This window comes from Ramlibacter montanisoli (assembly GCF_013087525.1).
GTDB lineage: Bacteria > Pseudomonadota > Gammaproteobacteria > Burkholderiales > Burkholderiaceae_C > Ramlibacter > Ramlibacter montanisoli.
Map to the genome: position 1 here is coordinate 3,899,621 of NZ_JABFCS010000001.1, position 26,155 is coordinate 3,925,775.

Sequence of the window (26,155 nt, forward strand, 5' to 3'; positions counted from 1 at the left end):
GCAGATAGTTCACGCCGAAGCCTCTGACGGCGCGGACACGTGGAGGGCCGCTGCGATCTCAGCTGCGCATACTTCGTTCTTGGCTACAACCCCACGGCACTCCGGGGGCCTCATTTCTGAGGTGCGCACGCAGATGGCAACGAAACGACCGCCGCACCAACCTCCGTATCCGCACACCGGACGTTACTGTGCGAGGCGCGTTCTCAGTTGCATTAGGAAGGTGTCGTAGTCCCCATTGGATTGCTGGAGCGCTTCCTGCAGTTGAAACAAGGGAACGTTCAGCTTGAAGCGTCGCTGGATACCGCCTCCCTTCCAAGGCACCTCTTGCAGCAGCCCGAGATCTATAAGATCAGGCAAGATCTGGTTGAAAAATTCCGGATTCTTCGCGCGTCCTAAGCGGAGGCGAATTACTTCCTCGTCAACATGCGTGGACCGTAAGAAAACCCTCAAAAAGCGTTCTAGCTGCCACACACGATCATCGAGTTCAGCTGGCGCTTCTGGTGCCCCCATGGAGCCGTCGGACACTAGCGCTCCCGCCGCCTTCAAGGCGGATTTAATTTGCGTCGGCTCGAAGAGTTGCGCATCACCTTGAATGAGCGAGTCTACGAGGCAGTCGTGGAAGGTCAAACCTTCTAAGCTGCCTTCAATGTCTATTCGTTCAAAGTGGCATGACTCGAATCGGACATCAACCGCGGCGAGAGTGCCTAGTGCGGTGGGCTGCATGGTGCAGCTGCTCAACAAGACAGAGTGAAGCTTCTTTCCCGCTAAGCTGTTGACCGGAAGGGTTGCTCCGCGGATTTCCAACCGTGTTCGTTCGATGCTCGCGCGATCCATTAGCCAAGCGAGGAGGGCGCCGCAGTTTTCCTTCGCGTATGTGTACCCAGTTTCTGCGTCACTGATCTTCTGGAGGAGGAGCGCAGCCTCCCCAACGGTTCCGCCAAATCGCCGATGCGCTCGGACGGCCTGCTCGGCAGTAGGGGTCGGCAAGATATTCACTCCAAGCAGGCTGCGGAGCTCCGACGACTGACCCCGCGTAAGAGCAGCCCCCAGACCTTCGCCGAGGAAGAAGCTCTGAAAGTCCTCATGGTCGAAAGCGACAGCTTGCCCTTTAGTGTTTTCGACGATGAGAAGCGAGTGCTGCTTGATACGCTCTTTGATCTGCCTAGTGATCAGCGAATTTTTCCCCGACGCCTCGCAAAACAGATCTACCAAGAGGTCGACGATATCGAAGCGAAGCGTCCGAGAACTGGTTTGCCACATCTCTAGCGCAAGCATCCTGAGCAGCTGATGGTGCTCCTCCACAGAGATCAGCGACTCGCCGACGTCGCTGGCTCTATTCAGCCATTTCTCGTTTGCCTCACGCGTGATGATGACGTTGACGAAGGTGTAGAAGAAGTCCTCTGGCGACTCGGCGAGTTGAGCCAGCAGCTGCTCGCGACTGTCAGTCCGAATCGAGATATCGAAAAGCCTGCGAACAAGCACAGCCCGCGTTAGCAGCGGATGATTCTCCGTGACCCGCGCGGCTACGAGGCCATAGATCTCCTCAGGGTCCGTTACGCCTCGCTGCCGTCCGTATTCACAGAACTTGGACATGTCCCAGCGATCGATCTTCAGGCGTGCAAATGATACTGAATGGTCGCCTAGGGCATCCAGCAGTCGCGCTTGTGTGCGGAAGCTCTGATATTCAAAGAACGCTTTGCGTGCGGCGACGACGATGGCGCCGCGAGAGTCCAGGGAGCGAACTAGATCGCCCAAGGCGGACACAGCCTCGTCCCTGTTGCTCTCTACCAGCATTTCTTCGTAACCGTCGAACGCAGGGACAACGGCGCCCAATTTAACGAGTTCGAGGAAAGCGCCGTAATATAGGTATGGGAATCGAAGTTTGTTGACCAGAGCGGCAACAACGGCATCATCGAACGTGAGAAACGCGCGTCCTCCGAGAGGTATGGGGACCAGCAGTCGGAGCACCCTTTGTTCTTTCAGCAGCTTGGCCTGCGCGCGCGCGACAAGAGATATCAAGGTCGTCTTTCCCTCGCCCGCATCAGAGGTGAGATACAGAACAGAAGTAGCGCCTGGTATGTTCGCATTCGTGCGCGTTTGAAGAGTGGCGAACACATCCGTCACCTCTTGCTCGGCATCAAGTTGACTTGACGCGAGGTCGTCCATCAAGCGTCCCGCCGGCCTGACGAAAGGCATCACGTCTGGAATGCTGGCTAGGATGCGATCAGCCAGTTGCGGAAGCTTGGCTACTCGGGTAAGTAGCCAGGTCCGAGCGTGCATGGCCTGCCCGTTTTCTTCTACTAACAGGGCATGGTCGTCCCCGTAACGCAGATTTGCATCGACGATGTCATCCCGAATTGACGCTACGACCTTGCCTTGTCGAACGTCTACGTCATCCTGTTCGTCCGCGAATGCGCGCAGGATTCTCTTGAAATCGCCAATGTCCACGGGCCTCTCCTAGCAAGATAGTTCTATATACGCAGGTCTCAAAGCGCCCGGTATGGAGCTATGAAGGTGCCGCTGGGGCTGTGCATTCGCTTTTGGATGAATGCGCACGACCTTTCGACCCGCAGTTAGCGCGAGAAGGATGCCAGGCCAGATGTCCGCGTCTGAAGAAAAAACGACTACCTCCTTGACGCTCGGTTGCCCGCATAAATACGCGATATCCGCGACCATGCATGTATCGACCATCTTCTGCTCATTGCGAACGAGGATGTTTCCAGGAACGGCACCGCAGCCTGGGGTAGCACATTGTGTATCGTGCCTCATTCCCGCGAGCTGCGCGAACCCACAGTTATTCGGAGCCGCGCACTCAGCCCACGGGGAGAACTTGGACGTGAAGCGACGCAAGTTCCGCTCTCTCACAAACGTGCCCTCAAGCATAGTTGTTGGCGTACAAAGCGGCGCGAACACTAGGTATGCGTGAACCTGAATGGCGGTGGTAGCGCCGGTCGGCGTGAAAGCCATGGGGAAGCCAGCCTGAATCTGCGGCGCCAGATTTTGTGCCTGGACCGTTAGTCGCCTTCCCTCGCGCCACCCGCCATAAAGAGCGAATTCCACGTCTGTATACGCCGAGAGCGTTGCTTTTGGGATCGCCTGTATTAGTTGGACGATTAACGGCTGAAGAGGTCCCCGAGCGACGGGTAAGCTAATGTTGTCAAAGTCGACTAAGACGCAAAGCTTCGCCAAGTAGCCTCCAATCGCGCACTGGATACGATGGTGGGTATTGTCTATGCGGCAGAGGCCAAAGGCCTGATTACTTCGCCTTCGGCCTGCCGTACTTCGCCGTGAAGCTTGCCTTGCCGATGCTGTTGGCGTTGATCATGAAGCCGGCCAGGGCCGCGGTCGCGTCCGGCGGGATGTCGAGCTTGTCGGTCTTCAGCGCATGCACGGTGAACACGTAGCGGTGCGGCTTGTCGCCCTGCGGCGGGCAGGTGCCGCCCCAGGCCGCCACGCCGTAGTCGATGCGCACCTGGCGCGCGCCCTGCGGCAGGTTGGCGTTGCTCGCGTTGCCGGCATCGGGCTTGAGCTCGGTGACGTTCGCGGGGATGTTGATGACCGACCAGTGCCACCAGCCGGAGCCGGTCGGCGCGTCGGGGTCGTACACCGTGACCGCGTAGCTCTTGGTGTCCTTGGGCGCGCCGCTCCACTGGAGCGCGGGCGACTTGTTCTCGCCGCCGCAGCCGAACACGTTGGCCTCGAACTTCTTGGGGATGTTGCTGTTCGCCTTGATGTCCGGGCTTTCCAGCTTGAAGCCGGCGGCATGCGCGCCGGTGGCTGCGGCCAGTGCGATGGCGGCCGCGGCGACCAGGGTTCGGGTCATGGGGATCCTCCTGTCGGTGGGGGTCGGGAGGCGATGATGCTACGCAGCCTTGTCGCGTGGCGCGGCGCCGACATTCGGCTCACCCGTTCGGGGGATGCAGCGCCTTTGCTTGACAGTCAGCGTAGCGCACTGTTACAAATTGTGCTATGGATTCGCTCGCCGCGGCCGAACGGCCCCTCGTGTACGAGCGCCTGGTGCGCGGCAGTGCCGCCACCGGGCGCGCCCCTCCCTCCGTCGAGGAGCGCTGGAGCTGGCTGATGGCCGCCCACGTGGTCGGCCAGCACCAGGTGTCGCTGCACTTCGACAGCCATCGCCGCATGCTGGGGCTGGCGCGGGAGACGCGCGACTGGGGCGAGGTCGCGGGGCGCTGCTGCGCATGGCGCTGCTGCCGCTCGGCCACCTGCTCGGTCGCATTCCGCTGGGCAACATCGGCCGTTCGACCGTGCCGGTCACCGCGCGCATGGAGCCGCCGGAGGCGGTGCAGCGGCTGATCGACTGGGCGGTGCTGGCGGTGCGGATCCCGGCGCTGAGCAAGCCGCCGGTCTAGGGCGAGCGCCCCCACCCCAGCCCTCCCCGGAGGGGAGGGGGCCATGCAGGTCATTCCACCGCCGTCAGGTGCTTGCCGACGATGCCGGCCAGCTCGAACATCGTGACCTGCGCCTTGCCGAACACCGGCCGCAGCTTGTCGTCTGCGTTGATGGAACGCTTGTCCTTCTTGTCCTGCAGGCCCTGGGCCTTGATGTAGTCCCAGATCTTCTTGATGACCTCGGTGCGTGCCACCGGCTCGCTGCCGATCACCGCCGCGAGCTCCGGGCTGGGCCGCAGGCCCGCGCCCGTCTTGCGCGGCGCCTTGTCCGCGGCCTTCTTCGCCGGCGCCTTCCTTGCCGCGGGTGCCGCCTTCTTCGCTGCGGCTTTCGCCGCCTTCGCGGTCGCCTTCACCGGCGTCGGCGGTGATTTCGCCGCGGCACGTCCCGCGGCCGTCGTCTTGCTCGCCGCACCCGCCGTCTTGCGCGGCGGGAACTTGGAAGCGCGTGGCTCGAACTCGAAGTTCACCTTGCCCGCTTCCGCGTCCCAGGCCAGGAAGGCCTTGAACGGACGGCGCGTGCGCATGGAGACGAACTTGTCCAGCAGGTCGGTCTTGCCGGTGGCCAGCAGCTTGGCCATCTGCTCGCGCTCCACCGGCTGCTGCAGGATGATCTTGCCGCTGCGGAAGTCGCAGGTGGGGGCAGGGTGCTTCTCGGTGGGCACCGCGCGCTCGCACACGTAGTTGCTGCCCCATTCGAAGACCTGGTGGCCGCACTTGGGGCACGGCCCCAGCGGCTCCTGCGCCGAGAGATCGACGATCTCGCCGGTCTCCGCCGGGTTGTCTTCCTTGCCGAAGTCGAACTCCAGCTTCCAGTTCTTCTCTTCCTCGTCGAAGTTCAGCGCCAGTTCGGCGGTGAAGGGCCAGCCGGCCTTGGAGCGGAAGCCCTGCAGCGGGCCGATCCGCTTGTTCTGCAGGAACTGCTCCACCTCCGCCAGCTCGAAGGCGCGGCCCGCCGGGATCTTGGTGAAGGAGAAGCCGCAGGGGTCCTTGCCATTGCCGCCGACGCAGTTGTAGCGGCGGTAGCTCTCCTGCACCACGCCGCCGCAGTTGGGGCAGGGCGTCTTCAGGGTCGCGTAATCGCCGGGCACCGTGTCGCGGTCGTACTCCTTGGCCTTCATGACGATGCGTTTCGTCATGTCGGCGATCTCGCGCATGAACTGGTCGCGCGAGAGCTTGCCGTGCTCCATCTGCGCCAGCTTGTATTCCCACTCGCCGGTCAGTTCCGGCTTGCTCAGTTCCTCCACGCCCAGGCCGCGCAGCAGCGTCATCAGCTGGAAGGCCTTGGCCGTCGGGATCAGCTCGCGGCCTTCGCGCAGCATGTACTTCTCGTTGATCAGGCCTTCGATGATGGCGGCGCGCGTGGCCGGCGTGCCCAGGCCCTTCTCCTGCATGGCCTCGCGCAGCTCGTCGTCCTCCACGAACTTGCCGGCGCCTTCCATGGCGCCCAGCAGCGTCGCTTCGCTGTAGCGCGCCGGCGGCCGGGTCTTCAGGCCCCTGGCCTCGACGCTCTCCGTGCGCACCATCTCGCCGGGCTTCACCGGCACCAGGTTCTGGCCCTTGTCGCCGGCCTGCGCGTCTTCCACTTCGGCGGCGGCTTCCTTGCCGTAGATCGCCAGCCAGCCCGGCTTCACCAGCACCTTGCCCTCGGTCTTGAAGTGGTGGCCCACCGCCTGGCTGATGCGGGTGGTCACCAGGTATTCGGCGCTCGGGAAGAACACCGCCAGGAAGCGGCGCACCACCAGGTCATAGAGCTTCTGCTCCGCGTCGGACAGGCCGCTGGGCGCCTGCAGCGTGGGGATGATGGCGAAGTGGTCCGACACCTTGCTGTCGTCGAACACGCGCTTGATCGGCTTGACGTAGCCCTCGTCCACCGCCTGCTTCGCGAACGGCGCCAGGTGCGGCATGCCGCTGTCCGCCAGCATGCCCATGGTGTCGTGCACCACCTTCACGTAGTCCTGCGGCAGGTGGCGCGAATCGGTACGCGGATAGGTCAGTGCCTTGTGCCGTTCGTACAGCGACTGCGCCAGCGACAGCGTGGTCTTGGCCGAATAGCCGAAGCGGCCGTTGGCCTCGCGCTGCAGCGAAGTGAGGTCGAACAGGCCGGGCGCCGCCTGCGTGGTGGGCTTGGACTCCTCGGTGACCGTGGCCGCCTTGCCGCGCACGGCATCGGCGATCGCCTGCGCTTCCTTCTGGCTCCAGACGCGGTCGGCGCGCTTTTCCGGGTCCTCGGGGTCCTTCTTCCACTTGGGGTCGAACCACTTGCCCGGGTACTCGCCGGCGTCGGCCAGGAAGCTGCCGTGGATTTCCCAGTAGTCGCGGCTGACGAACTTGCGGATCTGCTCCTCGCGCTCCACCACGATGGCCAGCGTGGGCGTCTGCACGCGCCCCACCGTGGTCAGGAAGAAGCCGCCGTCGCGCGAGTTGAAGGCCGTCATGGCCCGCGTGCCGTTGATGCCCACCAGCCAGTCGGCCTCGGAGCGCGAGCGCGCCGCATGCGCCAGGCCCTGCATCTGCTTGTCGGTGCGCAGCTTGTCGAAGCCGTCGCGGATGGCCTGGGGCGTCATCGACTGCAGCCAGAGGCGCCGCACCGGCTTGGCCGCGGTCGCCTTCTTGCCGGCGCCCTGGCCGTCGGTACCGAAGGCGTACTGCTCGATCAGGCGGAAGATCAGCTCACCCTCGCGGCCCGCGTCGCAGGCGTTCACCAGGTCGGTGACGTCCTTGCGCTTGGCCAGCTTGACCACCGCGTTCAGGCGCGACTTGGTCTTGTCCACCGGCTTCAGGTCGAAATAGGGGGATCACCGGCAGGTGGGCGAAGCTCCACTTGCCGCGCTTGACGTCGAACTCCTCGGGAGCGTGGATCTCCACCAGGTGGCCCACGGCGCTGGTGACGATGTACGTCTCGTTCTCGAAGTGCTCGTCGTGCTTGTCGAACTTGCCGGCAACGGGGTCAGGGCCCGGACGATGTCCTGGGCCACGGACGGTTTTTCGGCAATGACCAGTGTTTTGCTCACGAATCAGCGGGGGCCCTGCGGCCCCCTCCTTGGGTGTTCTTACAATCGCGCTTTTCCTCGCGCGTACGCGCACGCGCCTGCGCGCACGTGTACGAGTTCAAATTAACACGAAATTTTTCCATGCCCGCCAAGCCCGCCGCGAAGCCCCAGCCCGCGACCCCCAGGAAACCCGCTGCCCGGAAGCCGGCCGCCCCCAGGACGAACCGCCGCATCCAGGTGCGCAAGTCGGGGTGCACGGCAAGGGCGTCTTCGCGCTGCAGGACATCCCCGAGGGTGAGACGCTCATCGAATACGTGGGCGAGATCATCACCTGGAAGGAAGCCCAGCGCCGCCATCCCTGGAACCCGGAGGACCCGAACCATACCTTCTATTTCCACGTCGACGACGGCCGGGTCATCGATGCGGCGGTCGGCGGCAATGCCGCCCGCTGGATCAACCACTCCTGCAACCCCAACTGCGAGGCCGACGAGGAAGAGGGCCGCGTGTTCATCAAGAGCCTGCGCACCATCAAGGCCGGCGAAGAGCTGAACTACGACTACGGCCTGATCATCGACGAACGCTACACCAAGGCGCTGAAGGCGGAGTATCCGTGCTGGTGCGGCAGCAAGAACTGCCGGGGCACGCTGCTGGCGCCCAAGCGCCGCCGCTGAGCCTGGGATGAACTGGCCGGCCGAAGCGATCCGGGAGGCGGTGGCGCCGGCGCTGCCCGGCTTCACGGTGGAGATCCTGCCCGAGGTCGACTCCAGCAACAGCGAGCTGATGCGGCGCGCGCGCGCCGGCCGCACCGAGCCGGTGCTGCTGGTGGCCGAGCGGCAGGTGGCCGGCCGCGGCCGGCTCGGGCGTGGCTGGCACAGCGCGCCCGGGGATTCGCTGACCTTCTCGCTTGGGCTGCCGCTGGCGCCGGCCGACTGGTCGGGCCTGTCGCTGGCCGTGGGCGTGAGCGTGGCCGAGAGCCTGCATCCGGCCGTGCGCCTGAAGTGGCCCAACGACCTGTGGGTGGCCGACCGCAAGCTCGGGGGCATCCTGATCGAGACGGCGAGCTTCGGCGACGCGTCCGGCGCGCGCCAGGCCGTGATCGGCATCGGCATCAACATCGCGGCGCCGGCCGCCGACGGGCTGTCCACGCCGCCGGCCGCGGTGCGCGAATTGATCCGCGGCATCGATGCGCCGCAGGTGCTGGAGCGCATCGCCCCTGCCCTGGTGCGCGACGTGCTCGGCTTCGCGCAGGCGGGTTTCGCCGCCTTCCACGCCCGCTTCGACGCCCGCGACGCCTTGCGCGACCGGGCCGTGACGCTCAGCGACGGCACCGCCGGCACCGCCCACGGGGTCGGCGTGGACGGCGCCCTGCTGGTGCATACTGCGGCCGGCCTGCGGGCCGTGGGCAGCGCCGAGGTGAGCGTGCGCCCCGCCGCGCCCTGACCTTCCACCATGCTGCGCCTGTTCGTCCTCGTCCTGCTGCTGGCCAATGCCGGCTTCTATGCCTGGTCGCAAGGCCTGCTGCTGGCGTGGGGACTGGGCCCCTCGCAGCAGTCGGAACCGCAAAGGCTGCAGCAGCAGGTGCGGCCCGAGGCGGTGCAGTTGATCCCCAGCGACGAACTGCGGCGCGTGGAACAGGTGGCGGCGCAGGCGCCGCGCCCGCCGGAATGCCTGCAGACCCTGGCGCTCGACGACGCGCAGGTCGGTCCCCTGCGCAGCGCGCTGGAAGCCTGGCCGGCCGGATCGTGGACCATGGACGCGGTGACCGAGCCCGCGCGCTGGATCGTGTACATGGGCAAGTACGCCGGCGTCGAACAGGTCGCGCGCAAGCGCGCCGAGCTGCGGCAGCTGGGGATCTCCTTCGAGGCCCTGTCCAATCCGGAGCTGGAACCCGGCCTGTCGCTGGGCAGCTACGCGAACGAGGCGGCTGCCGCCTCGCAACTGGCCTCGCTGGCCGAACGCGGCGTGCGCACGGCGCGCGTTCTGCAGGAGCGGCCCGAGCAGCGCGGCCAGCGCCTGCTGCTGCCGGCGGTGGACGACAACCTGCGCCCGCGCCTGCAGGAGCTGCAGCCGCTGCTGGCGGGCAAGACCCTGCGGCCCTGCCGCTGACCCCAAGGAGACGCGCGATGACCATGAAGCTCTATTTCGCCCCCGGCGCCTGTTCCTTCGTGCCCCACGCCCTGCTGGAGACCGCGGGTGCCGCCTACGAGCCGGTGCTGGTGAAGCTGCACAAGGGCGAGCAGAACGAGCCCGCCTACCGCGCCATCAACCCGCGCGGCCAGGTGCCGGTGCTGGTGGACGGCGGCGAGACCATCACGCAGATCGTCGCGATCGTCACGTACCTCGATGCGAAGTTCCCCGAGCAGCAGTTCCTGCCGAAGGACCCGCTGGCGCGCACCCGCGTGCTGGAGACGCTGGCCTGGATGAACAACACGGTGCACCCGACCTTCACGCACGTGTTCATGCCCTTCAAGTTCGCCGGCACGCCGGAGACGCAGGCGGAACTGAAGGCCTTCAACGCCAAGGTTTACGCGGGGCTGCTGGGCGAGCTCGAGGCCATGGCGCAGAAGGCCGCGGGCCAGGGACAGGCCTTCCTCGGCGGCGAGCGCTTCGGCCCGCTGGATGCCTATGCGCTCACGCTGCTGCGCTGGGGCGGCTTCGCGCAGATCGATCCGGCCGGCTTTCCCGCGCTGTGGGCGCACGTGCAGAAGGTCGCGCAGCTGCCCGGCGTGGCCAAGGCCATCGAGCGCGAGCGGCTGCAGCTGAACCTGTACAAGGCCGCGTGACGGTCATCCCCGCGCAGGCGGGGACCCAAGAGGCGTCCGGCCTTCCTACCTGAGCGTCGTGGCGCGCACATCCGCGTCCACGCCGATGCCCAGCGACAGCGGGAAGGACACGTGGTGGAAACGGGTGGTGACGTTGTCGTCATGCACCGCGATGCCGACCGTGTAGCGGCCGCCGACCTTCATCTGCTTGTCGTCCGGGTTGCCGGTGGCCAGCTTGCGGCGCCACACCACGGTGTACGTGCCGTCCTTCCAGCTGCCGAAGACCGCGTCGTTGTCGGCGGCGGAGCCCTTCGCGTCGACGCGGCTCAGGAGCCGTCCGGGCAGGATGTCGCCTTCCTTCCAGCCCGCGTTCGGGTCGTAGGGCACGGCGTTGGCCTCGCGCACCAGCGCGGCGGGCTTGCTGGCGTCGCCGATGTCGCGGGCCTGCAAGGCCCGGGCGCCGACCTTGGCGGGGTCGAACATGAACTTCGGGGTCATCGTCTTGGCGTCGATGTTCCCGGAGAAGGGGTTCTTGCCGGCGTCGAAGTTGCGGTACTCCAGCACGTAGCCGTCGTCGGCCATGCCCACCGGCGCCGAGCGGGCGGCGCGCCACTGCATCAGGTCGAGGAAGCCGCCTTCGGCCTTGAGCTTCGCGATGTCCTCGGCGGAGCGGGTCTGGTCCCAGCCCGGGCCGTGCCGCGTGGAGGGCAGGTACTTGCGCACCTCGTCCGTCTTCATCCCCGCCTCGCCCAGCAGCGGATTGCGCTTGATGGCCTCGGCCGTGGCCTGCCCCGGCGCGTCGCGCATGCCGTTGTGGCAGGTGACGAAGCAGCCGTGCTCGGCGAAGCGGGCCACCTTGCCGTCGTCCAGCATGATGGAGAAGCGGTCCTCGTACAGCGGCGGCTCGGCCCCCGCCCGCACGTTCTTGTTGTTGCGGTCGTGGCCGTACCACTGCCACTTCTGCCCGTCGAAGCGCACGTAGTCGTGCATGCGGCCCTCGCGGTTCATCTGCGTCTTCCACTGCGCGCGCAGGTACAGGTATTCGGCGTCGTGGGCGGCCTGCACCTGCAGGTCTATCGTTCCCTTCTTGCCGGCGATCGGGCTGGGCTCCAGCGGGCCCGCCTTCACCAGCTTGTCACCGAGTTCCTTGGTGTCTTCCTCGTCGTGGCAGCTGGTGCAGGCGCGTCCCTGCTGCACGCGGACGTTCGCCTTTTCGTGGGCGGGGCTGAGCAGCCATTCGTAGGTGGACTCTCCGGGATAGAACAGCGTCACCTTCTTCACCGGGATGGTGTTCCAGGGAAGGGACTGCGGGTCGGCGGCGGCCGCCGGCATGGCGGCGGAGACGAACAATGCGGCGCAAGCGGCCGCGACGGTGGGGCGCATGGGAACCTCCCTGTTGCTGTGTGACTTCCTTCACACTAGGCGCACCACGCCCACCTGCATTGATGGCGGTCAAGCTTGCTGTCGACCGCGCACGGCCGGCCAGCAGCAGCTCTTACCACCCGCCTCAGAGCGCCTGCGCGGCCTCCGCGGCGTCGGCCTGCCTGGCCGCGGCCTCGAAGCGCACCGTCACCCGCGTGCCGGGCGGGACCTGGCCCGGGCGGGCGTCCTCCACCTCCACCACCGCGCCGTGCTGGCGCGCGATCTCCAGCACGATCGGCAGTCCGAGGCCGGAGCCGTCGACGTTGGTGCCGAGCGCCCGGTAGAAGGGCTGGAACACCAGCTCGCGCTCGGCCTCCGGGATGCCGGGGCCGGTGTCCTCCACCTGCAGCACCTGCGCGCCGCTGAAGGGCTCGGTGAGCACCCGGGCCGTGACCACGCCGGGCTGCTGCTCGGTGGACGGGGTGTAGTTCACCGCGTTGTCCAGCAGGTTGCGGATCATCTCCTTGAGCAGGGTCGGGTTGCCCTGCAGGATGGTCCCGGGCGCGCCGGCCTCCGCGCCGTCGTAGCCCAGGTCGATGTGCTTGTCCATCGCGCGCGGCACCGTGTCCTGCACCGCCTCGATCGCCAGTTCCGCCAGGTCGCAGGGCTGGCGCACCAGCGCCTTGCCGCTGCTTTCCGCGCGCGCCAGCGACAGCAGCTGGTTGACCGTGTGCGTGGCGCGCACGCTGGAGCGGCCGATCTGCGCCAGCGACTGCTTCAGCTGCTCGGTGTTGAACTGCTCGCGCTGCGCGAGGTCGGCCTGCATGCGCAGTCCCGCCAGCGGCGTCTTCAGCTGGTGGGCCGCGTCCGCGAGGAAGCGCTTCTGGGTGGCGATCGAGTTCTTCAGGCGCGTGAGCAGGTCGTTCACCGAGGACACCAGCGGCGCCACCTCCAGCGGCACCACCCGCTCGTCGAGCGGGCTCAGGTCGTCGGGCTTGCGGGCACGGATGCGCTCCTCCAGTTCCGACAAGGGCTTGATGCCGCGCACCAGCGCCATCCACACCAGCAGCACGGCCACCGGCAGGATCGCCAGCTGGGGCAGCATCACGCCCTTGATGATCTCGGTGGCCAGCACGGAGCGCTTCTCGCGCGTCTCGGCCACCTGCACCAGGGCCGGCGGCGCGCCGGGCACCGGCACCCAGGTGTAGGCCACGCGCACGTCCAGCCCGCGCATCTCGTCGTCGCGCAGGTGGGTCTCGCCGGGGAAGGGCCTCTCGTCTTCCGGGGGCAGCGGGAAGTCGCGCTCGCCGGACAGCAGGTCGCCGCCCGGGCCGAGCACCTGGTAGTAGACCTGGTCGGAGTCGTCGGCGCGCAGGATCTCGCGCGCCGGCTGCGGCAGGTTGAAGCTGACCCGCGGGGTGGTGACGTTCACCAGCTGCGCCAGCGCCTGCACGTTGTATTCGAGCGCGCGGTCGAAGGGCTTGCCGGCGATGCTCTGCGCCACCAGCCAGGTCAGCGCCAGGCTCACCGGCCACAGCAGCAGCAGCGGCGTGAGCATCCAGTCCAGGATCTCGCCGAACAGCGAGCGCTGCTCGCGCTGGAAAATCTTCATGTGCGTCGTTGGGGTCCCGGGCGAGGTCCGGGCTGACGCACGGCGTCAGCCCTGGATCTTCTCCAGACAGTAGCCGAGGCCGCGCACCGTGGCAATGCGGATCGGGCCCTTCTCGATCTTCTTGCGCAGGCGATGGATGTAGACCTCGATGGCATTGTTGCTCACTTCCTCGCCCCACTCGCACAGGCGCTCGACGAGCTGGTCCTTGCTCACCAGGCGGCCCGGCCCGCTGCAGCAGCACCTCCAGCAGCCCCAGTTCGCGGGCGGAGAGTTCGACCATCTTGCCGTCGATGGTGGCCACGCGCCCGGCCTGGTCGTACACCAGCGGGCCGTGCTTGATGGTGCTGCTGGTGGCGCCCATGCCGCGGCGGGTGAGGGCGCGCACCCGCGCCTCCAGCTCGGACAGCGCGAAGGGCTTGGCCATGTAGTCGTCGGCGCCCAGGTCCAGGCCCTTCACGCGCTCCTCGATCGCGTCGGCGGCGGTGAGGATCAGGACCGGCATGGTGGTGCCGCGGGCGCGCAGCTTGCGCAGCACTTCCAGGCCATGCATGCGGGGCAGGCCCAGGTCCAGGATCAGGAGGTCGAACTCGTTGTTCGTCATCAGCGCGGCATCGGCTTCGGTGCCGCTGGCCACGTGGTCCACGGCGGCGCCGGCGGCGCGCAGGCTGCGCAGCAGGCCGTCGGCCAGCACCTGGTCGTCTTCGGCGATGAGAATCCGCATGCTTGTCTCCTGGTAGGGACGCCTTCTCTCGTTCCGGGCGCTTTGGAGCGAAATTCTAGGCGCGCCCCGCGCGCCGCCAACTGACGCAGATCAGTTGGCCCCGCCGGCGTAGGCCTCCAGGCCGATCGCCACCACTGTCGCGACGTCGGCGCCGACCTCCTGCCGGAACTCCTTCTCCGCCTGGGCCACGGCATCGCGGAAGGCCTGCAGCCACAGCAGCCCGGTGGGCGTGAACTGGACCAGGCGGGCGCGCGCGTCGCGCGCGTCCGGCTCGCGGGTGACCAGGCCCCAGGCCTCGCACTGGTCGACCAGGTCGCCCATGGCCTGCTTGCTCATCCCGGCCTTCTGCGCCAGGTCGGTGAGGCGGGTGCCGGCCAGCTCCAGGTGGCGGGTGATGTGGATGTGGGCGGCGCTGATCTGCGCGCGCGCCGCCAGGTTGGACAGCGCCAGCGGCACGTCGATGTTGTGCGCCATCAGGTGCAGCACGCGCTCGTCGAAGCGGCGCATGGCGTGCCCGAGCAGGCGCCCGAGGTGGGTCAGGCGCCAGCGGTCCTCGGTCGGGGAGCTCATGCGCCAATCGTAAGGCAAACTGACCAAAAAACCTGTTGTCCGCGCGGCACCTCGCTCGTTACATTACTGGCCATGCATCCAGCCTGTACTTAATTCCACTGGATGGCCGCTCAACCCAACCCACGGAACCGAATGCGCAAGGAGAAACTGATGGACGCTCAAGTCAAGGGAACCAAGATCGCTGGCGCCGACACCGAGAAGGCCAAGGCGCTGCAGGCCGCGCTGGCCCAGATCGAGAAGCAGTTCGGCAAGGGCACGATCATGCGCCTGGCCGAAGGCGAGAAGATCGAGGACATCGAGGTCGTGTCCACCGGCTCGCTCGGGCTGGACATCGCCCTGGGCGTCGGCGGCCTGCCGCGCGGCCGGGTGATCGAGATCTACGGCCCGGAATCCTCGGGCAAGACCACGCTCACGCTGCAGGTCATCGCCGAGATGCAGCGCCAGGCCGGCCAGTGTGCCTTCGTCGACGCCGAGCACGCGCTCGACGTGCAGTACGCGCAGAAGCTGGGCGTGAAGGTCTCCGACCTGCTGATCTCCCAGCCCGACACCGGCGAGCAGGCGCTCGAGATCGTCGACAGCCTGGTGCGCTCCGGCGCGGTCGACCTGATCGTGGTCGACTCGGTGGCGGCGCTCACGCCCAAGGCCGAGATCGAAGGCGAGATGGGCGACTCGCTGCCCGGCCTGCAGGCCCGCCTGATGAGCCAGGCGCTGCGCAAGCTGACCGCAACCATCAAGAAGACCAACTGCATGGTCATCTTCATCAACCAGATCCGCATGAAGATCGGCGTGATGTTCGGCAGCCCCGAGACCACCACCGGCGGCAACGCGCTGAAGTTCTACGCCTCGGTGCGCCTGGACATCCGCCGCACCGGCACGATCAAGAAGGGCGAAGAGGCGATCGGCAACGAGACCAAGGTCAAGGTCGTGAAGAACAAGGTGGCGCCCCCGTTCAAGACGGCGGAGTTCGACATCCTGTTCGGCGAGGGCATCAGCCGCGAGGGCGAGATCATCGACATGGGCGTCACCGCCCAGGTGCTGGAGAAGTCGGGCGCCTGGTACGCCTACAACGGCGAGAAGATCGGCCAGGGCCGCGACAACGCGCGCGAGTTCCTGCGCGAGAACCCCGAGCTGGCGCGCGAGATCGAGAACAAGGTGCGCGAGCACCTGGAAATCCCGCTGCTGCCCGCGGACGTCGCCGAAGCGGAGTAATTCCCGATGGCCTTCGGCCAGATCTCGCTCAAGGGCCGCGCGCTGAGGCTGCTCGCGGCCCGCGAGCACTCCCGCCGCGAACTGGAACGCAAGCTGGCCCCGCACGAGGCCGAGCCCGGCCAGCTGAAGACGGCGCTGGACGAACTGCAGGCGCGCGGCTTCATCGACGAACAGCGGGTCGTCGACTCGCTGGTGCACCGGCGCGCCGGCCGCCTGGGCGCCGGGCGCATCCGGCAGGAACTGCAGGCCAAGGGGCTGGATGCCGAGCGCGTCGCGCTGGCCGTGGCCAGCCTGCAGGCCAGTGAAGTGGAGCGCGCGCGCGAGGTCTGGCGCAAGAAGTTCGGCGTGCTCCCGGGCGACGCCGCGCAGCGCGCGAAGCAGGCGCGCTTCCTGCTGGCGCGCGGCTTCGGCGGCGAGGTGGTGCGGCGCGTGCTGGGCGGGGCGGGGGACGAAGAGGACGGCTGAAGCGCGGCGGCGCGCTAGGAAAAGCTGCCGGGGCGGCGCGCTTGCGGTGGCATGCTGGTTTCCACCATCCATGAAGGCAGGCGCGGGTCGCGCTGCGCCTCCCCGGCAGCCGGGACGCCCAGCTTGCGTTCGAGCAGGCCGATGTGCTGCCGGTAGGTGCGCAGCAGGCTGCGTACGCTGATCGGCCCCAGGCTGGCGCCTTCGTGGGCCATGCGCCGGTAGAGGCCGCCGCTGAGCCATTTCTCGCCGAAGTACACGACATCGCGTGCCTTCACCAGCTGCAGTTCCTCGCCGCCGGCCTTGCCGGAGCCGCCGAGCGCATGGTGCACGAGGGCCTGCGGCACGGCGAACACCTTCCAGCCGCGCGCCCGCGCGGTGAACGAGAAATCCGAATCGGAGCAGATGAAGCGCATGTTGCGGTCGAACTGGCCGCACTCGCGCACCACCTGCGAGCGGATCATCATGGCGGCCCCGTTGGCCCAGAAGGTCTCGAAGGGCTCGCGGTCGGTGGCGAGGTCGCTCTTGCGATGGACGCCCCCGGGGAAGGCGGCCAGCGAGCCGCCCCAGGTCACCTTGCGCCCAGTGGTGGTCTCCGCATACTGGAACGGGCAGGCGATGCCGCATTCCGGATGGGAGTCCATGAAGGCGACGAGCTTCTGCACGCAGTCCGGATCCATGTAGGCATCCTGGTTCAGGACGATCACATACTGCACGTCGGGGCGGTAGCAGTACTTGGCGAGCCCCTCGTTGACGGCGGCGGTGAACAGGATGTTGTCGTCGCTGTTGTCCCGCACGAAGGTTTCGCACTCGCCATGGCTCTGGGCGGCGATGGCGGCAAGGCACTTCTCCAGCTTCTCGTGTTCCTTGAAGAACGGAATGATGATCGGCACCAGGGCCATGGCTCCCCTCCACTTGTGGCGAATCGTACACGGCGTGGTGCAGCCGCCGGGGAACGCGCGGCGAGTTCCCCATAATGGCGCGAGCCATGCAGCCGCACCGATGTTCAAGAACCTGCTGAAGCCTTTCCAGAGGGCGGAGGGAGAGCCGCAGCCGGTCGCGCCGCGGACCGCGGAGGCCGAGGCGCTGGTCAAGGCCGGCAACGCCGCGGAGGACGCGGGCCGGCTGGAGGAAGCGCATCGCATGTACCGGCAGGCCGTGGCGCTGGCGCCGCAGCTGCCCTCGGCGCACCTGAACCTGGGCATCGCGCAGGAAGCGCTGGGCGACGCGGAGGCGGCGCGCGCCAGCTACCAGAAGGTGCTGGCGCTGGAGCCGGGCCATGCCTTCGGCGCCTACAACCTGGGCAAGCTCGAATACGTCGGCGGCCGGCTGCGCGGCGCCGAGGCGCTGCTGCGGCAGTCGCTCGCCGCCAAGGCCGACTTCCACGACGCGTGGGTTTTGCTGTCGAACGTGCTCGATGCCCTGGGCGACCTGCCGGGCGCCGCGCAGGCGATCGAGCAGGCCCTGCGGCTGAAACCCGACTACGCCGGCGCGCTGTTCAACCATGCCGGCATCCTGCGGCGGCTGGAGCGCATCGACGATGCGGAGCCTTCGGCGGCGCGCGCTGCCGCCCTGGAGCCGGACAATGCGGAGTACCTCGCATCGCACAGCACCATCCTGGCCATGCAGGGCCTGTGCGCGGAAGCGCTGGTGCCGCTGCGGCGCGCCATGGTGCTGGCGCCGCAACGCTTCGACCTGCGCGCCAAGGAGCTGTTCCTGCTCAATCACGTCGAGGGCATTTCCGCGCAGGAGATCTTCCGGCGGCACGTGGAACTGGGCAGGCAGCTCGAACAGGTGGTGACGGAGCGCAAGCATGCGCGTCCCGACGCCGGCAAAGCGCGCCTGCGCATCGGCTTCGTGTCGGGCGAGCTGCGGTCGCACCCGGTGGCGCTGTTCCTCCTGCCCGTCCTGGAGAACCTGGACCGGCGCCGCTTCGAGGTCGCGTGCTACGACGGCGGTACGCGCAGCGACCACGTCACCGAGCGGCTGCGCGCGCTGAGCGACCGCTGGGTGGACGCGCGCGGCTGGAAGGACAACCAGCTGGACGAGGCGATCGCGGCCGATGCGGTGGACGTGCTCGTGGACCTGGACGGCTATACCAGCCAGGTGCGGGTGGCGATGTTCGCCGCCAGGCCGGCGCCGGTGCAAATCACCTGGGTCGGCTACCTGAACACGACCGGGCTCACGCGCATGGACTACCGGCTGACGGACGCGCGCTGCGATCCGCCGGCGGTGGCGCAGCCGCTGCATACGGAAAGCTCCTGCTGCTGCCGCAGAGCCAGTGGTGCTACCGGCCGTTCATCGAAGTGGCGCCCGAGCCCGCCGCGCCGTGCGAGCGCAAGGGATACGTCACCTTCGGTTCGCTGAACAACGTGTCCAAGCTGACCGAGGCCATGGCCCGGCGCTGGGGCCGCATCCTGCTGGCGCTGCCCAGCGCGCGGCTGCTGGTGGTCGGCGTCGGTTCGGAAAGGAAGCGGCAGTCGCTGCTGGCCGCGCTGGGCGAGAGCGCAGGCGTGCTGGACCGGGTGCGTTTCGCACCGCGCACCGACCTGGAGGGCTACTACCGCCTGATGGGCGAGATCGACATCGCGCTGGACACCTTTCCCTACGGTGGCGGCACGACCACCTTCGACGCGCTCTGGATGGGCGTGCCGGTGCTCACTGCCAGCGGCGAAACCTCCAGCTCACGCAGCGCCGCCAGCCTGCTCGTGGCGCTCGGCATGGAGGAATGGATCGCCGCCCAGGCCGATGGCGTCGTGCCCCTCGCCATCGAACGCGCCGCCGACACGGCGACCATCGCACGACTGCGCCGCACGCTGCGTGAGCGGCTGCGGCGCTCCCCGCTGATGGACGAGCCCGGCTTCGCGGCGGCCTTCGCGGCGGCGCTCGAACAGGCTTGGCGCGAGCGCGCGGCTCCTCCACAATAGGATCCCTATGTTCAGCTGGTTTTCCACTTCAGAATCGGTGCGCTTCGGCCAGGAGCTTGCCACCTTCGTGCTCTCGGAGCTTTCCTCCTCCACCGGCAAGGCGGACGCCAAGTTCACCGCCAAGGCCGAAAAGGCGCTGATCCGCGCGGACCAGCGGGTGCAGGACTTCAAGGCGCGCGAACGCATGAACGTCTACAAGAAAGCGAAGCTGGCCAACGCCTTCCTCTGGACACTGAAGGACAAGGGCTGCACCGAGCAATACGCCAACCAGCTCACCGACTGGCTGAGCGTGCGGCTGTAGCCGTGGGCTGGCTGCGCGAGACCTTCGGCCGCCTGGGGTCGACGACCGCCGCTGCGCCGCAGGCGCCCCCGGCCGCCACGCCCCCTGGCGCACACTGGGCAACGAGGCGCTGGCATCCGGCAACCTTTCCGAAGCGGCGCGCTGCTATGAACAGGGCGTCGCCGCCCACCCGGACGATGCGGCCTTGCGCCTGAATCTCGGTTATGCGCTGCTGGAACTGGGGCAGTTCCCGGCTGCGGCGCAACGGCTGGAACAGGCCCTGGCGCTGCGTCGCCCCGGCGATGGCTGCGCGCCGCACGAGGCGCACTACCTGCTGGGGCGTGCGCGGGTCGGCATGGGCAGGCTCGAACATGCCTTTGCCAGCTTCGACGCCGCCACGCGTGCGCAGCCGGAGTTCACCGAGGCGCTCGAAGAGGGTGCGCGCCTGTTGCACCAGCTCAAGCGCCATGAGGACGCCGTGGAGTGGGCCAGGAGGCTCGTGCGCCTGCAGCCGAACGCCTTCCACCGCATCCTGCTGGCCACCGAGCTGTCGCAGTGCGCGCGCCACGAGGAGGCGCTGGAAGTGATCGGGCAGGTCTGCGCCGAGGAGCCGGCCAACGTGGAGGCAGCTTCGCTGCGCTTCGGCGAGCTCATGAAGCTGCAGCGGCTTGCCGATGCATTGCAGGAGATGGACCGCGTGCTGGCGCTGACGGGACCGACCGCGGACCTGCTGGTGAACCGCTCGCTGCCACTGGAGCGCCTGGGCCGCCACGACGAGGCGCTGGACGCGACCGCACAGGCGCTGGCCTTGCAGCCGAACCGCCGCGATGCGCTGGTCAACCGCACCACCATCCTCCTGGCCCAGGGCGCGCGTCGGAGGCCAGGGCCGCGGCGGAGGAAGGGCTGGCCGCCTATCCCGAGGACGCCGACCTGCACTGGTCCCTGAGCATGGCCTTGCTGCTGCTGGGTGACCTGCAGCGGGGCTGGGCGGAAAGCGAATGGCGCTCGCGCAGCGTCGCCTTCACCGGCAAGCTGCTCGAGCTGGACCGCCCGCGCTGGCAGGGCGAGAGCCTGGAGGGATGCACGATCTTCCTGCACGCGGAGCAGGGCTTCGGCGACAACATCCAGTTCGTGCGCTTCGTGCCGCAGGTGGCGAAGCTGGCGCAAAGCGTGCTGCTGCTGGTGTCGGAAGCACTGGAGCCCCTGGTGGCCGGCAGCCTGCCCGCCAATTGCCGGCTGCTGCCGCAGCATTCGCTGCTGCCGCCCATAGACTTCCATTGCCCGCTCATGAGCGTGCCCGCGGTCCTGGGGACCACGGTCGACACGATCCCGGCCGACGTGCCTTACCTCCATGCCGACGCCAGCGCGGTGCATGCATGGCGGCAACGGCTCGGGCCGGGCGGCCCGAAGGTCGGCGTCGCCTGGTCCGGCAATCCGCGGCACATGAACGATCAGAACCGGTCCATGAGCCTGGCGACCTTCCGCACCGGCGCCGCCGACGGATGCCGCTACTTCACCGTGCAGCCGGAAACGCGCGACACCGATCGCGCAGCCCCTCGCGAGCTGGACGCAGGCGTGCGACATCGGCGCGGAACTGCGGGACTTCGCCGACACCGCCGCCCTGATGGAGGCCCTCGACCTGGTGATCACCGTGGACACCGGCGTCGCCCACCTGGCGGGCGCGCTGGGACGGCCGGTGTGGATCCTGCTGCCCCACGCGCCGGACTGGCGCTGGATGCTGGATCGCAGCGACACGCCCTGGTATCCGACGGCGCGCCTGTACCGGCAACCGGTGCGCGGAGACTGGGCGTCCGTGCTGGCGCGGGTGAAGTCCGACCTGGCCGCGCTCGCCGCGGCTGGCTGAGGCGCGCACGCGCATGTTCGGTTTTCGCCGCAAGGCAGCCACCGCAGCGGCTCCCGGCGCCGCCGAATGGCGCGCGCGCGGGAACGCCGCACTCGGGCAAGGCCAGCTGGTGGAGGCGGCGGACTGTTACCGGCAGGCCGCGGCGTGCGACCCGGCCGATGCGGAAGCGCGCGTGAACCTCGGCTACGTGCTGCTCGAGCAAGGCGCTGCGGTAGAGGCCGCCGGGACCCTGTCGCAGGCCGTGGCGCTTGCCGGCGAGCGCACCGAGCTGCTGGCGGACGCCCAGTTCCTGCTCGGGCGGGCGCATCGGTTGCAGGGACAGGACCGGCGTGCGGCCGCCAGCTACCGCGCGGCACTCGCGGCGCGGCCCGGATTCGCGGAGTCGCTTCAGGAACTGGTTCCGCTCTTGCTCGATGCCGGCCAGGCGGGGGAAGCCGTGGCTTTCGCGCAGCGCGCGGCGCAGGCCGCACCGCGGCCGCAGGTCCTGATGCTGCTCGCGCAGGCGCTGCACGCGGCGGGGCGGGCCGCCGAAGCACTGGTACCGCTGGATGCGGTGCTCGCCTCGGACCCGGGCGACGCTGCTGCCCTCGCATGCCGCGGCAACGTGCTCCTGGAGCTCGGACGCTGCGAAGAGGCGCTCGCCAGCTCCGAACAGGTGCTGGGCGTCCATGGCCGCCAAGCCGACGCCCTCGCGAATGCCAGCGCCGCGCTGCTGCGGCTGGAACGCAACGAGGCAGCGCTCGCGCTCGCCGAGGAGGCCCTGCGTCTGCAGCCCGCGCACCGCGTTTCCCTCCACAACCGAAGTTGCGCACTGACGAACCTGTTGCGGATGGACGAGGCCTTGCTGCGCGCCCGGGAGGCGACGCTGCTCCACCCCGATGACGCCGACCTGCAGTGGAGCCTGGGCGTGGCGCACCTGCTGCGCGGCGACCTCGCGCCGGGGTGGAAGGCGCACGAGGCCCGCTGGCACGCGAAAGATTTTCCCGGCGCGCTCTCGCGCGCGTTCACGGCGGCACCGCAATGGACCGGCGCACAAGCTCTCGAGGGCCGTTGCATCCTGCTGCATGCGGAACAGGGACTGGGCGATTCCATCCATTTCGTGCGCTACCTGCCGCAGGTCGCGGCCCGTGCGCGCGAAGTGCTGGTGCACGTGCAGCAGTCGCTCGTTCCCTTGCTGGCGCAGCTGCCGGCGAATTGCCGACTGCTGCAGCCCGGCGAACCGATCCCGCCGCACGAGCTGCAATGTCCGCTCCTGAGCCTGCCGCATGCGTTCGGAACCACGCTGGCGACGATCCCGGCCGATGTGCCCTACCTGCAGGCCGACCCAGAGCGGCTGCCGCCATGGCAGCAGCGGCTGGCCGGCCGCGCGCGTCCCCAGGTCGGCATCGTCTGGTCGGGCAACCCGCAGCATGGCAACGACCGCAACCGTTCGATCCCGCTGCATTCCTTCGTCGCGATCGCACAGGAGGGCGTGGGTTTCGTCAGCCTGCAGGTCCAGGTGCGCGAAAGCGACCGCGCGGCGATGGCGCACTGGCCGGGACTGTTCGATGCAGGTCCCCTGCTGCACGACTTCGGCGACACCGCGGCCCTGGCGAGTGCCCTGGACCTCGTGGTGACGGTGGACACGAGCGTCGCCCACCTCGCGGGCGCCCTTGGAAAACCGGTGTGGGTCCTGCTGCCCTACGTGCCGGACTGGCGCTGGATGCTCGGGAGGGAGGATTCACCGTGGTACCCGGGCATGCGGCTGTTCCGCCAGCCCGCGCGCGGCGACTGGGATTCGGTGCTGCAAAGGGTGCGCAGCGAACTGCGCGCCCTCGCGTCCTCCTAGACCCCCAGCATCAGCTTCAGGTTCTGCACCGCGGCGCCGCTGGCACCCTTGCCCAGGTTGTCGAGACGTGCGACCAGCACGGCATGCGCGTGGTCCATGTTGCTGTAGACGCGCAGCTCCATCTTGTTGGTGTCGTTCAGCGCGGTCGGCTCCAGCTTGCCGTCGTCGGTGGCCGGTTCCACCGTCACCCACTCGCTGCCCTGGTAGTGGCGCTTGAGCGCGTTCTCCAGGTCGCCCGGCGTCGGCTTGCCGGGCAGCGTGTTCAGGTGCAGCGGCAGCTGCACCAGCATGCCCTGGCGGAAGTTGCCCACAGAGGGAACGAAGATCGGCCGGCGGACCATGCCGGTGTACTTCATGATCTCCGGCAGGTGCTTGTGCTTCAGCCCCAGCGCATAGAGTTCGTAGGGCGGCGCGCTGCCGGCCTCGTAGGCCTCGATCATGGTGCGGCCGCCACCCGAATAGCCGCTCACCGAAGGCAGCACCACGGGGTAGTCGGTGGGCAGCACGCCGGCATCCACCAGCGGGCGCAGCAGCGCGATCGCGCCGGTGGCATAGCAGCCCGGGTTGCTCACGCGCTCCGCCTTGGCCACCGCTTCGCGCTGCCCCGCGCACAGCTCGGGGAAGCCGAACACCCAGCCTTCGGCCGTGCGGTGCGCCGTGGACGCGTCGATGATGCGCGGCTTCTTCCCGCCGGCCTTGCCGATCGCGTCGATCATGGCCGCCGACTCGCGCGCGGCGTCGTCGTGCAGGCAGAAGATCACCAGGTCCACGCCGGCCATCAGCTCGCGCTTGGCCGCGGGGTCCTTGCGCTTGTCGGGCGCGATGCTCACCAGCTCGATGGCGGGCATCGCCTGGAGCCGCTCGCTCGCGAATGAGGAGTCCGGTGGTTCCGGCCTCGCCGTCGATGAAGACCTTGGGCATCTCTTTTCCTATAGCAACTGCTTATCGTTACTGTAAGGCCCGCGTGGGTTTTGGTGCAGTGCACCATGATACAGTCAGTGGCTGCTTCCCCCAGCTGCCCCGCCGGTCGCCCGACCTAGCCAAGTCCTGCCGGCACAGATTCCTTTTCCCCGAGAGACAAACCTCATGAAGATTCACGAGTACCAAGGCAAGGAGATCTTGCGCAACTTCGGCGTGCCCGTGCCGCGTGGCATTCCGGCATTCACGGTCCAGGAAGCCGTCGAAGCGGCGCAGAAACTGGGCGGCCCCGTGTGGGTCGTGAAGGCGCAGATCCACGCCGGCGGCCGTGGCAAGGGCGGCGGCGTGAAGGTGGCGAAGTCGGTCGACGACGTGAAGAAGCTCGCCGGCCAGATCCTGGGCATGCAGCTCAAGACGCACCAGACCGGTCCCGAGGGCCAGAAGGTCCGCCGCCTGTACATCGAGGACGGCGCGGACATCCAGAAGGAGTACTACCTCTCCGTCGTGACCGACCGCGGCACGCAGAAGGTGGCCTTCATCGCCTCCAGCGAAGGCGGCATGGACATCGAGGAAGTGGCCCATTCCACCCCTGAGAAGATCGTGAAGGTCTTCATCGACCCGCTGGTCGGCCTCACCGACGCGCAGGCGCAGGAGCTGGCCAAGGGCGTGGGCATGCCGGCCGACTCGCAGGCGCAGTTCGCCGACGTGTGCCGCAAGCTCTACAAGTGCTACATGGAGACCGACGCGTCGCTGGTCGAGATCAACCCGCTGAACCGCGACAGCAAGGGCAACATCATCGCCCTGGACGCCAAGTTCAACTTCGACAGCAACGCGCTGTTCCGCCATCCCGAGATCGTCGCGCTGCGCGACCTCGACGAAGAGGACCCGGCCGAAGTCGAGGCCTCCAAGTTCGACCTCGCCTACATCTCGCTGGACGGCAACATCGGCTGCCTCGTGAACGGCGCCGGCCTGGCCATGGCGACCATGGACACCATCAAGCTGTTCGGCGCCGAGCCGGCCAACTTCCTCGACGTGGGCGGCGGCGCCACCCCCGAGAAGGTGACCGAGGCCTTCAAGATCATGCTGAAGAACAAGAAGGTCAAGGCCATCCTGGTCAACATCTTCGGCGGCATCATGAAGTGCGACACCATCGCCACCGGCGTGATCACCGCCTGCAAGGCGGTGAACCTGCAGGTCCCGCTGGTCGTGCGCATGAAGGGCACCAACGAGGAACTGGGCAAGAAGATGCTGGCCGAGAGCGGCCTCCCGATCATCAGCGCGGACACCATGGCCGAAGCGGCCCAGAAGGTCGTCGCCGCCGTCAGCAAGTAAGGAACAAAGAGCCATGTCGATCTACATCAACAAGGACACCAAGGTCATCACCCAGGGCATCACGGGCAAGACCGGCCAGTTCCACACCGAGAAGTGCCAGGAGTACGCGAACGGCAAGAACTGCTTCGTGGCCGGCGTGAACCCCAAGAAGGCGGGCGAGAAGATCTTCGACATCCCGATCTTCGCCTCGGTGAAGGACGCCAAGGACAAGACCGGCGCCACCGTCTCCGTGATCTACGTGCCGCCGGCGGGTGCCGCGGCCGCCATCTGGGAAGCCGTGGAAGCCGACCTGGACCTGGCGATCTGCATCACCGAAGGCATCCCGGTGCGCGACATGCTGGAAGTGCGCAACAAGATGAAGCAGAAGGAAGCCAAGGGCGGCAAGAAGACGCTGCTGCTGGGCCCCAACTGCCCCGGCCTGATCACGCCCGACGAGATCAAGATCGGCATCATGCCCGGCCACATCCACCGCAAGGGCCGCATCGGCGTGGTCTCGCGCTCCGGCACGCTGACGTATGAAGCCGTGGCGCAGCTCACCGAGATCGGCCTGGGCCAGTCCAGCGCCGTCGGCATCGGCGGCGACCCGATCAACGGGCTGAAGCACATCGACGTGATGAAGGCCTTCAACGACGATCCGGACACCGACGCCGTGATCATGATCGGCGAGATCGGCGGCCCCGACGAAGCCGAAGCCGCGCGCTGGTGCAAGGCCAACATGAAGAAGCCGATCGTGGGCTTCATCGCCGGCGTCACCGCGCCTCCCGGCAAGCGCATGGGCCACGCCGGCGCGCTGATCTCCGGCGGCGCCGACACCGCCGACGCCAAGCTCGCGATCATGGAAGAGTGCGGCTTCAAGGTCACGCGCAACCCGTCCGAGATGGCCAAGCTGCTCAAGGCGCTGCTCTAAGC

Annotated in this window: 19 protein-coding genes and 5 pseudogenes; 15 read left to right on the forward strand and 9 right to left on the reverse strand. The window is 67.8% G+C overall.

The genetic code is table 11. The features are described 5' to 3' along the window. Nucleotides 1-183 precede the first annotated feature (183 nt). Nucleotides 184-2,448 (reverse strand): NACHT domain-containing protein, encoded by a 2,265-nt coding sequence (locus tag HK415_RS19315; RefSeq protein ID WP_171562087.1) that lies wholly within the window; start codon nucleotides 2,446-2,448, stop codon nucleotides 184-186. Nucleotides 2,449-3,256: 808 nt separating this feature from the next. Beyond that, nucleotides 3,257-3,823, reverse strand: coding sequence for a YbhB/YbcL family Raf kinase inhibitor-like protein (locus HK415_RS19320; protein ID WP_171562090.1), 567 nt, complete (start codon nucleotides 3,821-3,823; stop codon nucleotides 3,257-3,259). Nucleotides 3,824-4,080: 257 nt separating this feature from the next. Between HK415_RS19320 and HK415_RS19325 the strand changes: the two are divergent. After that, nucleotides 4,081-4,370: pseudogene (locus tag HK415_RS19325) on the forward strand (DUF3703 domain-containing protein). 50 nt (nucleotides 4,371-4,420) lie between these two features. Here HK415_RS19325 and HK415_RS19330 read toward each other — a convergent pair. Continuing rightward, nucleotides 4,421-7,420 (reverse strand): annotated as a pseudogene (locus tag HK415_RS19330) (DNA topoisomerase III). A 120-nt stretch (nucleotides 7,421-7,540) separates the two neighbouring features. Between HK415_RS19330 and HK415_RS19335 the strand changes: the two are divergent. From HK415_RS19335 to HK415_RS19350, 4 genes and pseudogenes are all read left to right on the forward strand, one after another. Continuing rightward, nucleotides 7,541-8,070 (forward strand): annotated as a pseudogene (locus HK415_RS19335) (SET domain-containing protein). Nucleotides 8,071-8,077: 7 nt separating this feature from the next. Then, complete coding sequence (locus HK415_RS19340) at nucleotides 8,078-8,839, forward strand: biotin--[acetyl-CoA-carboxylase] ligase (RefSeq protein WP_171562092.1); 762 nt, start codon at nucleotides 8,078-8,080, stop codon at nucleotides 8,837-8,839. Nucleotides 8,840-8,848: 9 nt separating this feature from the next. Next, nucleotides 8,849-9,505: an SPOR domain-containing protein gene (locus HK415_RS19345; RefSeq protein ID WP_171562094.1), complete on the forward strand. Its 657-nt coding sequence runs from the start codon at nucleotides 8,849-8,851 to the stop codon at nucleotides 9,503-9,505. A gap of 17 nt (nucleotides 9,506-9,522) precedes the next feature. Continuing rightward, nucleotides 9,523-10,182, forward strand: coding sequence for a glutathione S-transferase family protein (locus tag HK415_RS19350; RefSeq protein WP_171562096.1), 660 nt, complete (start codon nucleotides 9,523-9,525; stop codon nucleotides 10,180-10,182). A 45-nt stretch (nucleotides 10,183-10,227) separates the two neighbouring features. Here the strand turns inward: HK415_RS19350 and HK415_RS19355 are convergent, their stop codons facing one another. The 4 genes and pseudogenes from HK415_RS19355 to HK415_RS19370 all read right to left on the reverse strand — a co-directional run bounded on the left by HK415_RS19355 (nucleotide 10,228) and on the right by HK415_RS19370 (nucleotide 14,426). Beyond that, a complete protein-coding gene (locus tag HK415_RS19355) occupies nucleotides 10,228-11,544 on the reverse strand; it encodes an ethylbenzene dehydrogenase-related protein (protein ID WP_171562098.1) in 1,317 nt (438 codons plus the stop codon). A gap of 124 nt (nucleotides 11,545-11,668) precedes the next feature. Continuing rightward, entirely contained in the window at nucleotides 11,669-13,135 is a 1,467-nt protein-coding gene (locus tag HK415_RS19360; protein WP_171562100.1) for a sensor histidine kinase, read from the reverse strand. 45 nt (nucleotides 13,136-13,180) lie between these two features. Continuing rightward, nucleotides 13,181-13,856: pseudogene (locus HK415_RS19365) on the reverse strand (response regulator). 90 nt (nucleotides 13,857-13,946) lie between these two features. After that, complete coding sequence (locus HK415_RS19370) at nucleotides 13,947-14,426, reverse strand: MarR family winged helix-turn-helix transcriptional regulator (RefSeq protein ID WP_171562103.1); 480 nt, start codon at nucleotides 14,424-14,426, stop codon at nucleotides 13,947-13,949. Between the two features lie 150 nt (nucleotides 14,427-14,576). Here HK415_RS19370 and recA point away from each other — a divergent pair, with 150 nt between their 5' ends. Further along, nucleotides 14,577-15,635 carry a recombinase RecA gene (recA, locus tag HK415_RS19375; protein ID WP_171562105.1) on the forward strand — a complete coding sequence of 353 codons (1,059 nt, stop codon included), beginning with the start codon at nucleotides 14,577-14,579 and terminating at the stop codon, nucleotides 15,633-15,635. Nucleotides 15,636-15,641: 6 nt separating this feature from the next. Next, entirely contained in the window at nucleotides 15,642-16,100 is a 459-nt protein-coding gene (gene recX, locus HK415_RS19380) for a recombination regulator RecX (protein ID WP_171562107.1), read from the forward strand. A 14-nt stretch (nucleotides 16,101-16,114) separates the two neighbouring features. Here the strand turns inward: recX and HK415_RS19385 are convergent, their stop codons facing one another. Beyond that, nucleotides 16,115-16,999 carry a glycosyltransferase family 2 protein gene (locus HK415_RS19385; protein ID WP_171562109.1) on the reverse strand — a complete coding sequence of 295 codons (885 nt, stop codon included), beginning with the start codon at nucleotides 16,997-16,999 and terminating at the stop codon, nucleotides 16,115-16,117. A 100-nt stretch (nucleotides 17,000-17,099) separates the two neighbouring features. Between HK415_RS19385 and HK415_RS19390 the strand changes: the two genes are divergently transcribed. The 6 genes from HK415_RS19390 (at nucleotide 17,100) to HK415_RS19415 (ending at nucleotide 22,996) form a co-directional block, all read left to right on the forward strand. Beyond that, nucleotides 17,100-18,464 carry an O-linked N-acetylglucosamine transferase, SPINDLY family protein gene (locus HK415_RS19390; protein WP_171562111.1) on the forward strand — a complete coding sequence of 455 codons (1,365 nt, stop codon included), beginning with the start codon at nucleotides 17,100-17,102 and terminating at the stop codon, nucleotides 18,462-18,464. 5 nt (nucleotides 18,465-18,469) lie between these two features. Next, nucleotides 18,470-19,024: an O-linked N-acetylglucosamine transferase family protein gene (locus tag HK415_RS19395; RefSeq protein ID WP_171562113.1), complete on the forward strand. Its 555-nt coding sequence runs from the start codon at nucleotides 18,470-18,472 to the stop codon at nucleotides 19,022-19,024. 7 nt (nucleotides 19,025-19,031) lie between these two features. Continuing rightward, nucleotides 19,032-19,325, forward strand: a complete 294-nt coding sequence (locus HK415_RS19400) for a hypothetical protein (protein ID WP_171562115.1) — start codon at nucleotides 19,032-19,034, stop codon at nucleotides 19,323-19,325. Between the two features lie 94 nt (nucleotides 19,326-19,419). After that, nucleotides 19,420-20,250, forward strand: a complete 831-nt coding sequence (locus tag HK415_RS19405) for a tetratricopeptide repeat protein (RefSeq protein ID WP_256373117.1) — start codon at nucleotides 19,420-19,422, stop codon at nucleotides 20,248-20,250. A 648-nt stretch (nucleotides 20,251-20,898) separates the two neighbouring features. Further along, entirely contained in the window at nucleotides 20,899-21,168 is a 270-nt protein-coding gene (locus HK415_RS19410) for a glycosyltransferase family 9 protein (RefSeq protein WP_256373118.1), read from the forward strand. 13 nt (nucleotides 21,169-21,181) lie between these two features. Beyond that, the gene (locus HK415_RS19415) at nucleotides 21,182-22,996 is read left to right on the forward strand and encodes a tetratricopeptide repeat protein (protein ID WP_171562120.1); all 1,815 of its coding nucleotides are present in this window, start codon (nucleotides 21,182-21,184) and stop codon (nucleotides 22,994-22,996) included. Here HK415_RS19415 and argC read toward each other — a convergent pair. Beyond that, nucleotides 22,993-23,917 (reverse strand): annotated as a pseudogene (gene argC, locus HK415_RS19420) (N-acetyl-gamma-glutamyl-phosphate reductase). The gene HK415_RS19415 and the pseudogene argC overlap by 4 nt on opposite strands. 165 nt (nucleotides 23,918-24,082) lie before the next feature. On the opposite strand from argC, the gene sucC reads away from it, so the two are divergent. Together sucC and sucD are read left to right on the forward strand one after the other, a co-directional pair. After that, nucleotides 24,083-25,246: an ADP-forming succinate--CoA ligase subunit beta gene (gene sucC / locus HK415_RS19425; RefSeq protein ID WP_171562123.1), complete on the forward strand. Its 1,164-nt coding sequence runs from the start codon at nucleotides 24,083-24,085 to the stop codon at nucleotides 25,244-25,246. Between the two features lie 13 nt (nucleotides 25,247-25,259). Then, the gene (sucD, locus tag HK415_RS19430; RefSeq protein WP_171562125.1) at nucleotides 25,260-26,153 is read left to right on the forward strand and encodes a succinate--CoA ligase subunit alpha; all 894 of its coding nucleotides are present in this window, start codon (nucleotides 25,260-25,262) and stop codon (nucleotides 26,151-26,153) included. The last annotated feature ends 2 nt before the right edge of the window (nucleotides 26,154-26,155 follow it).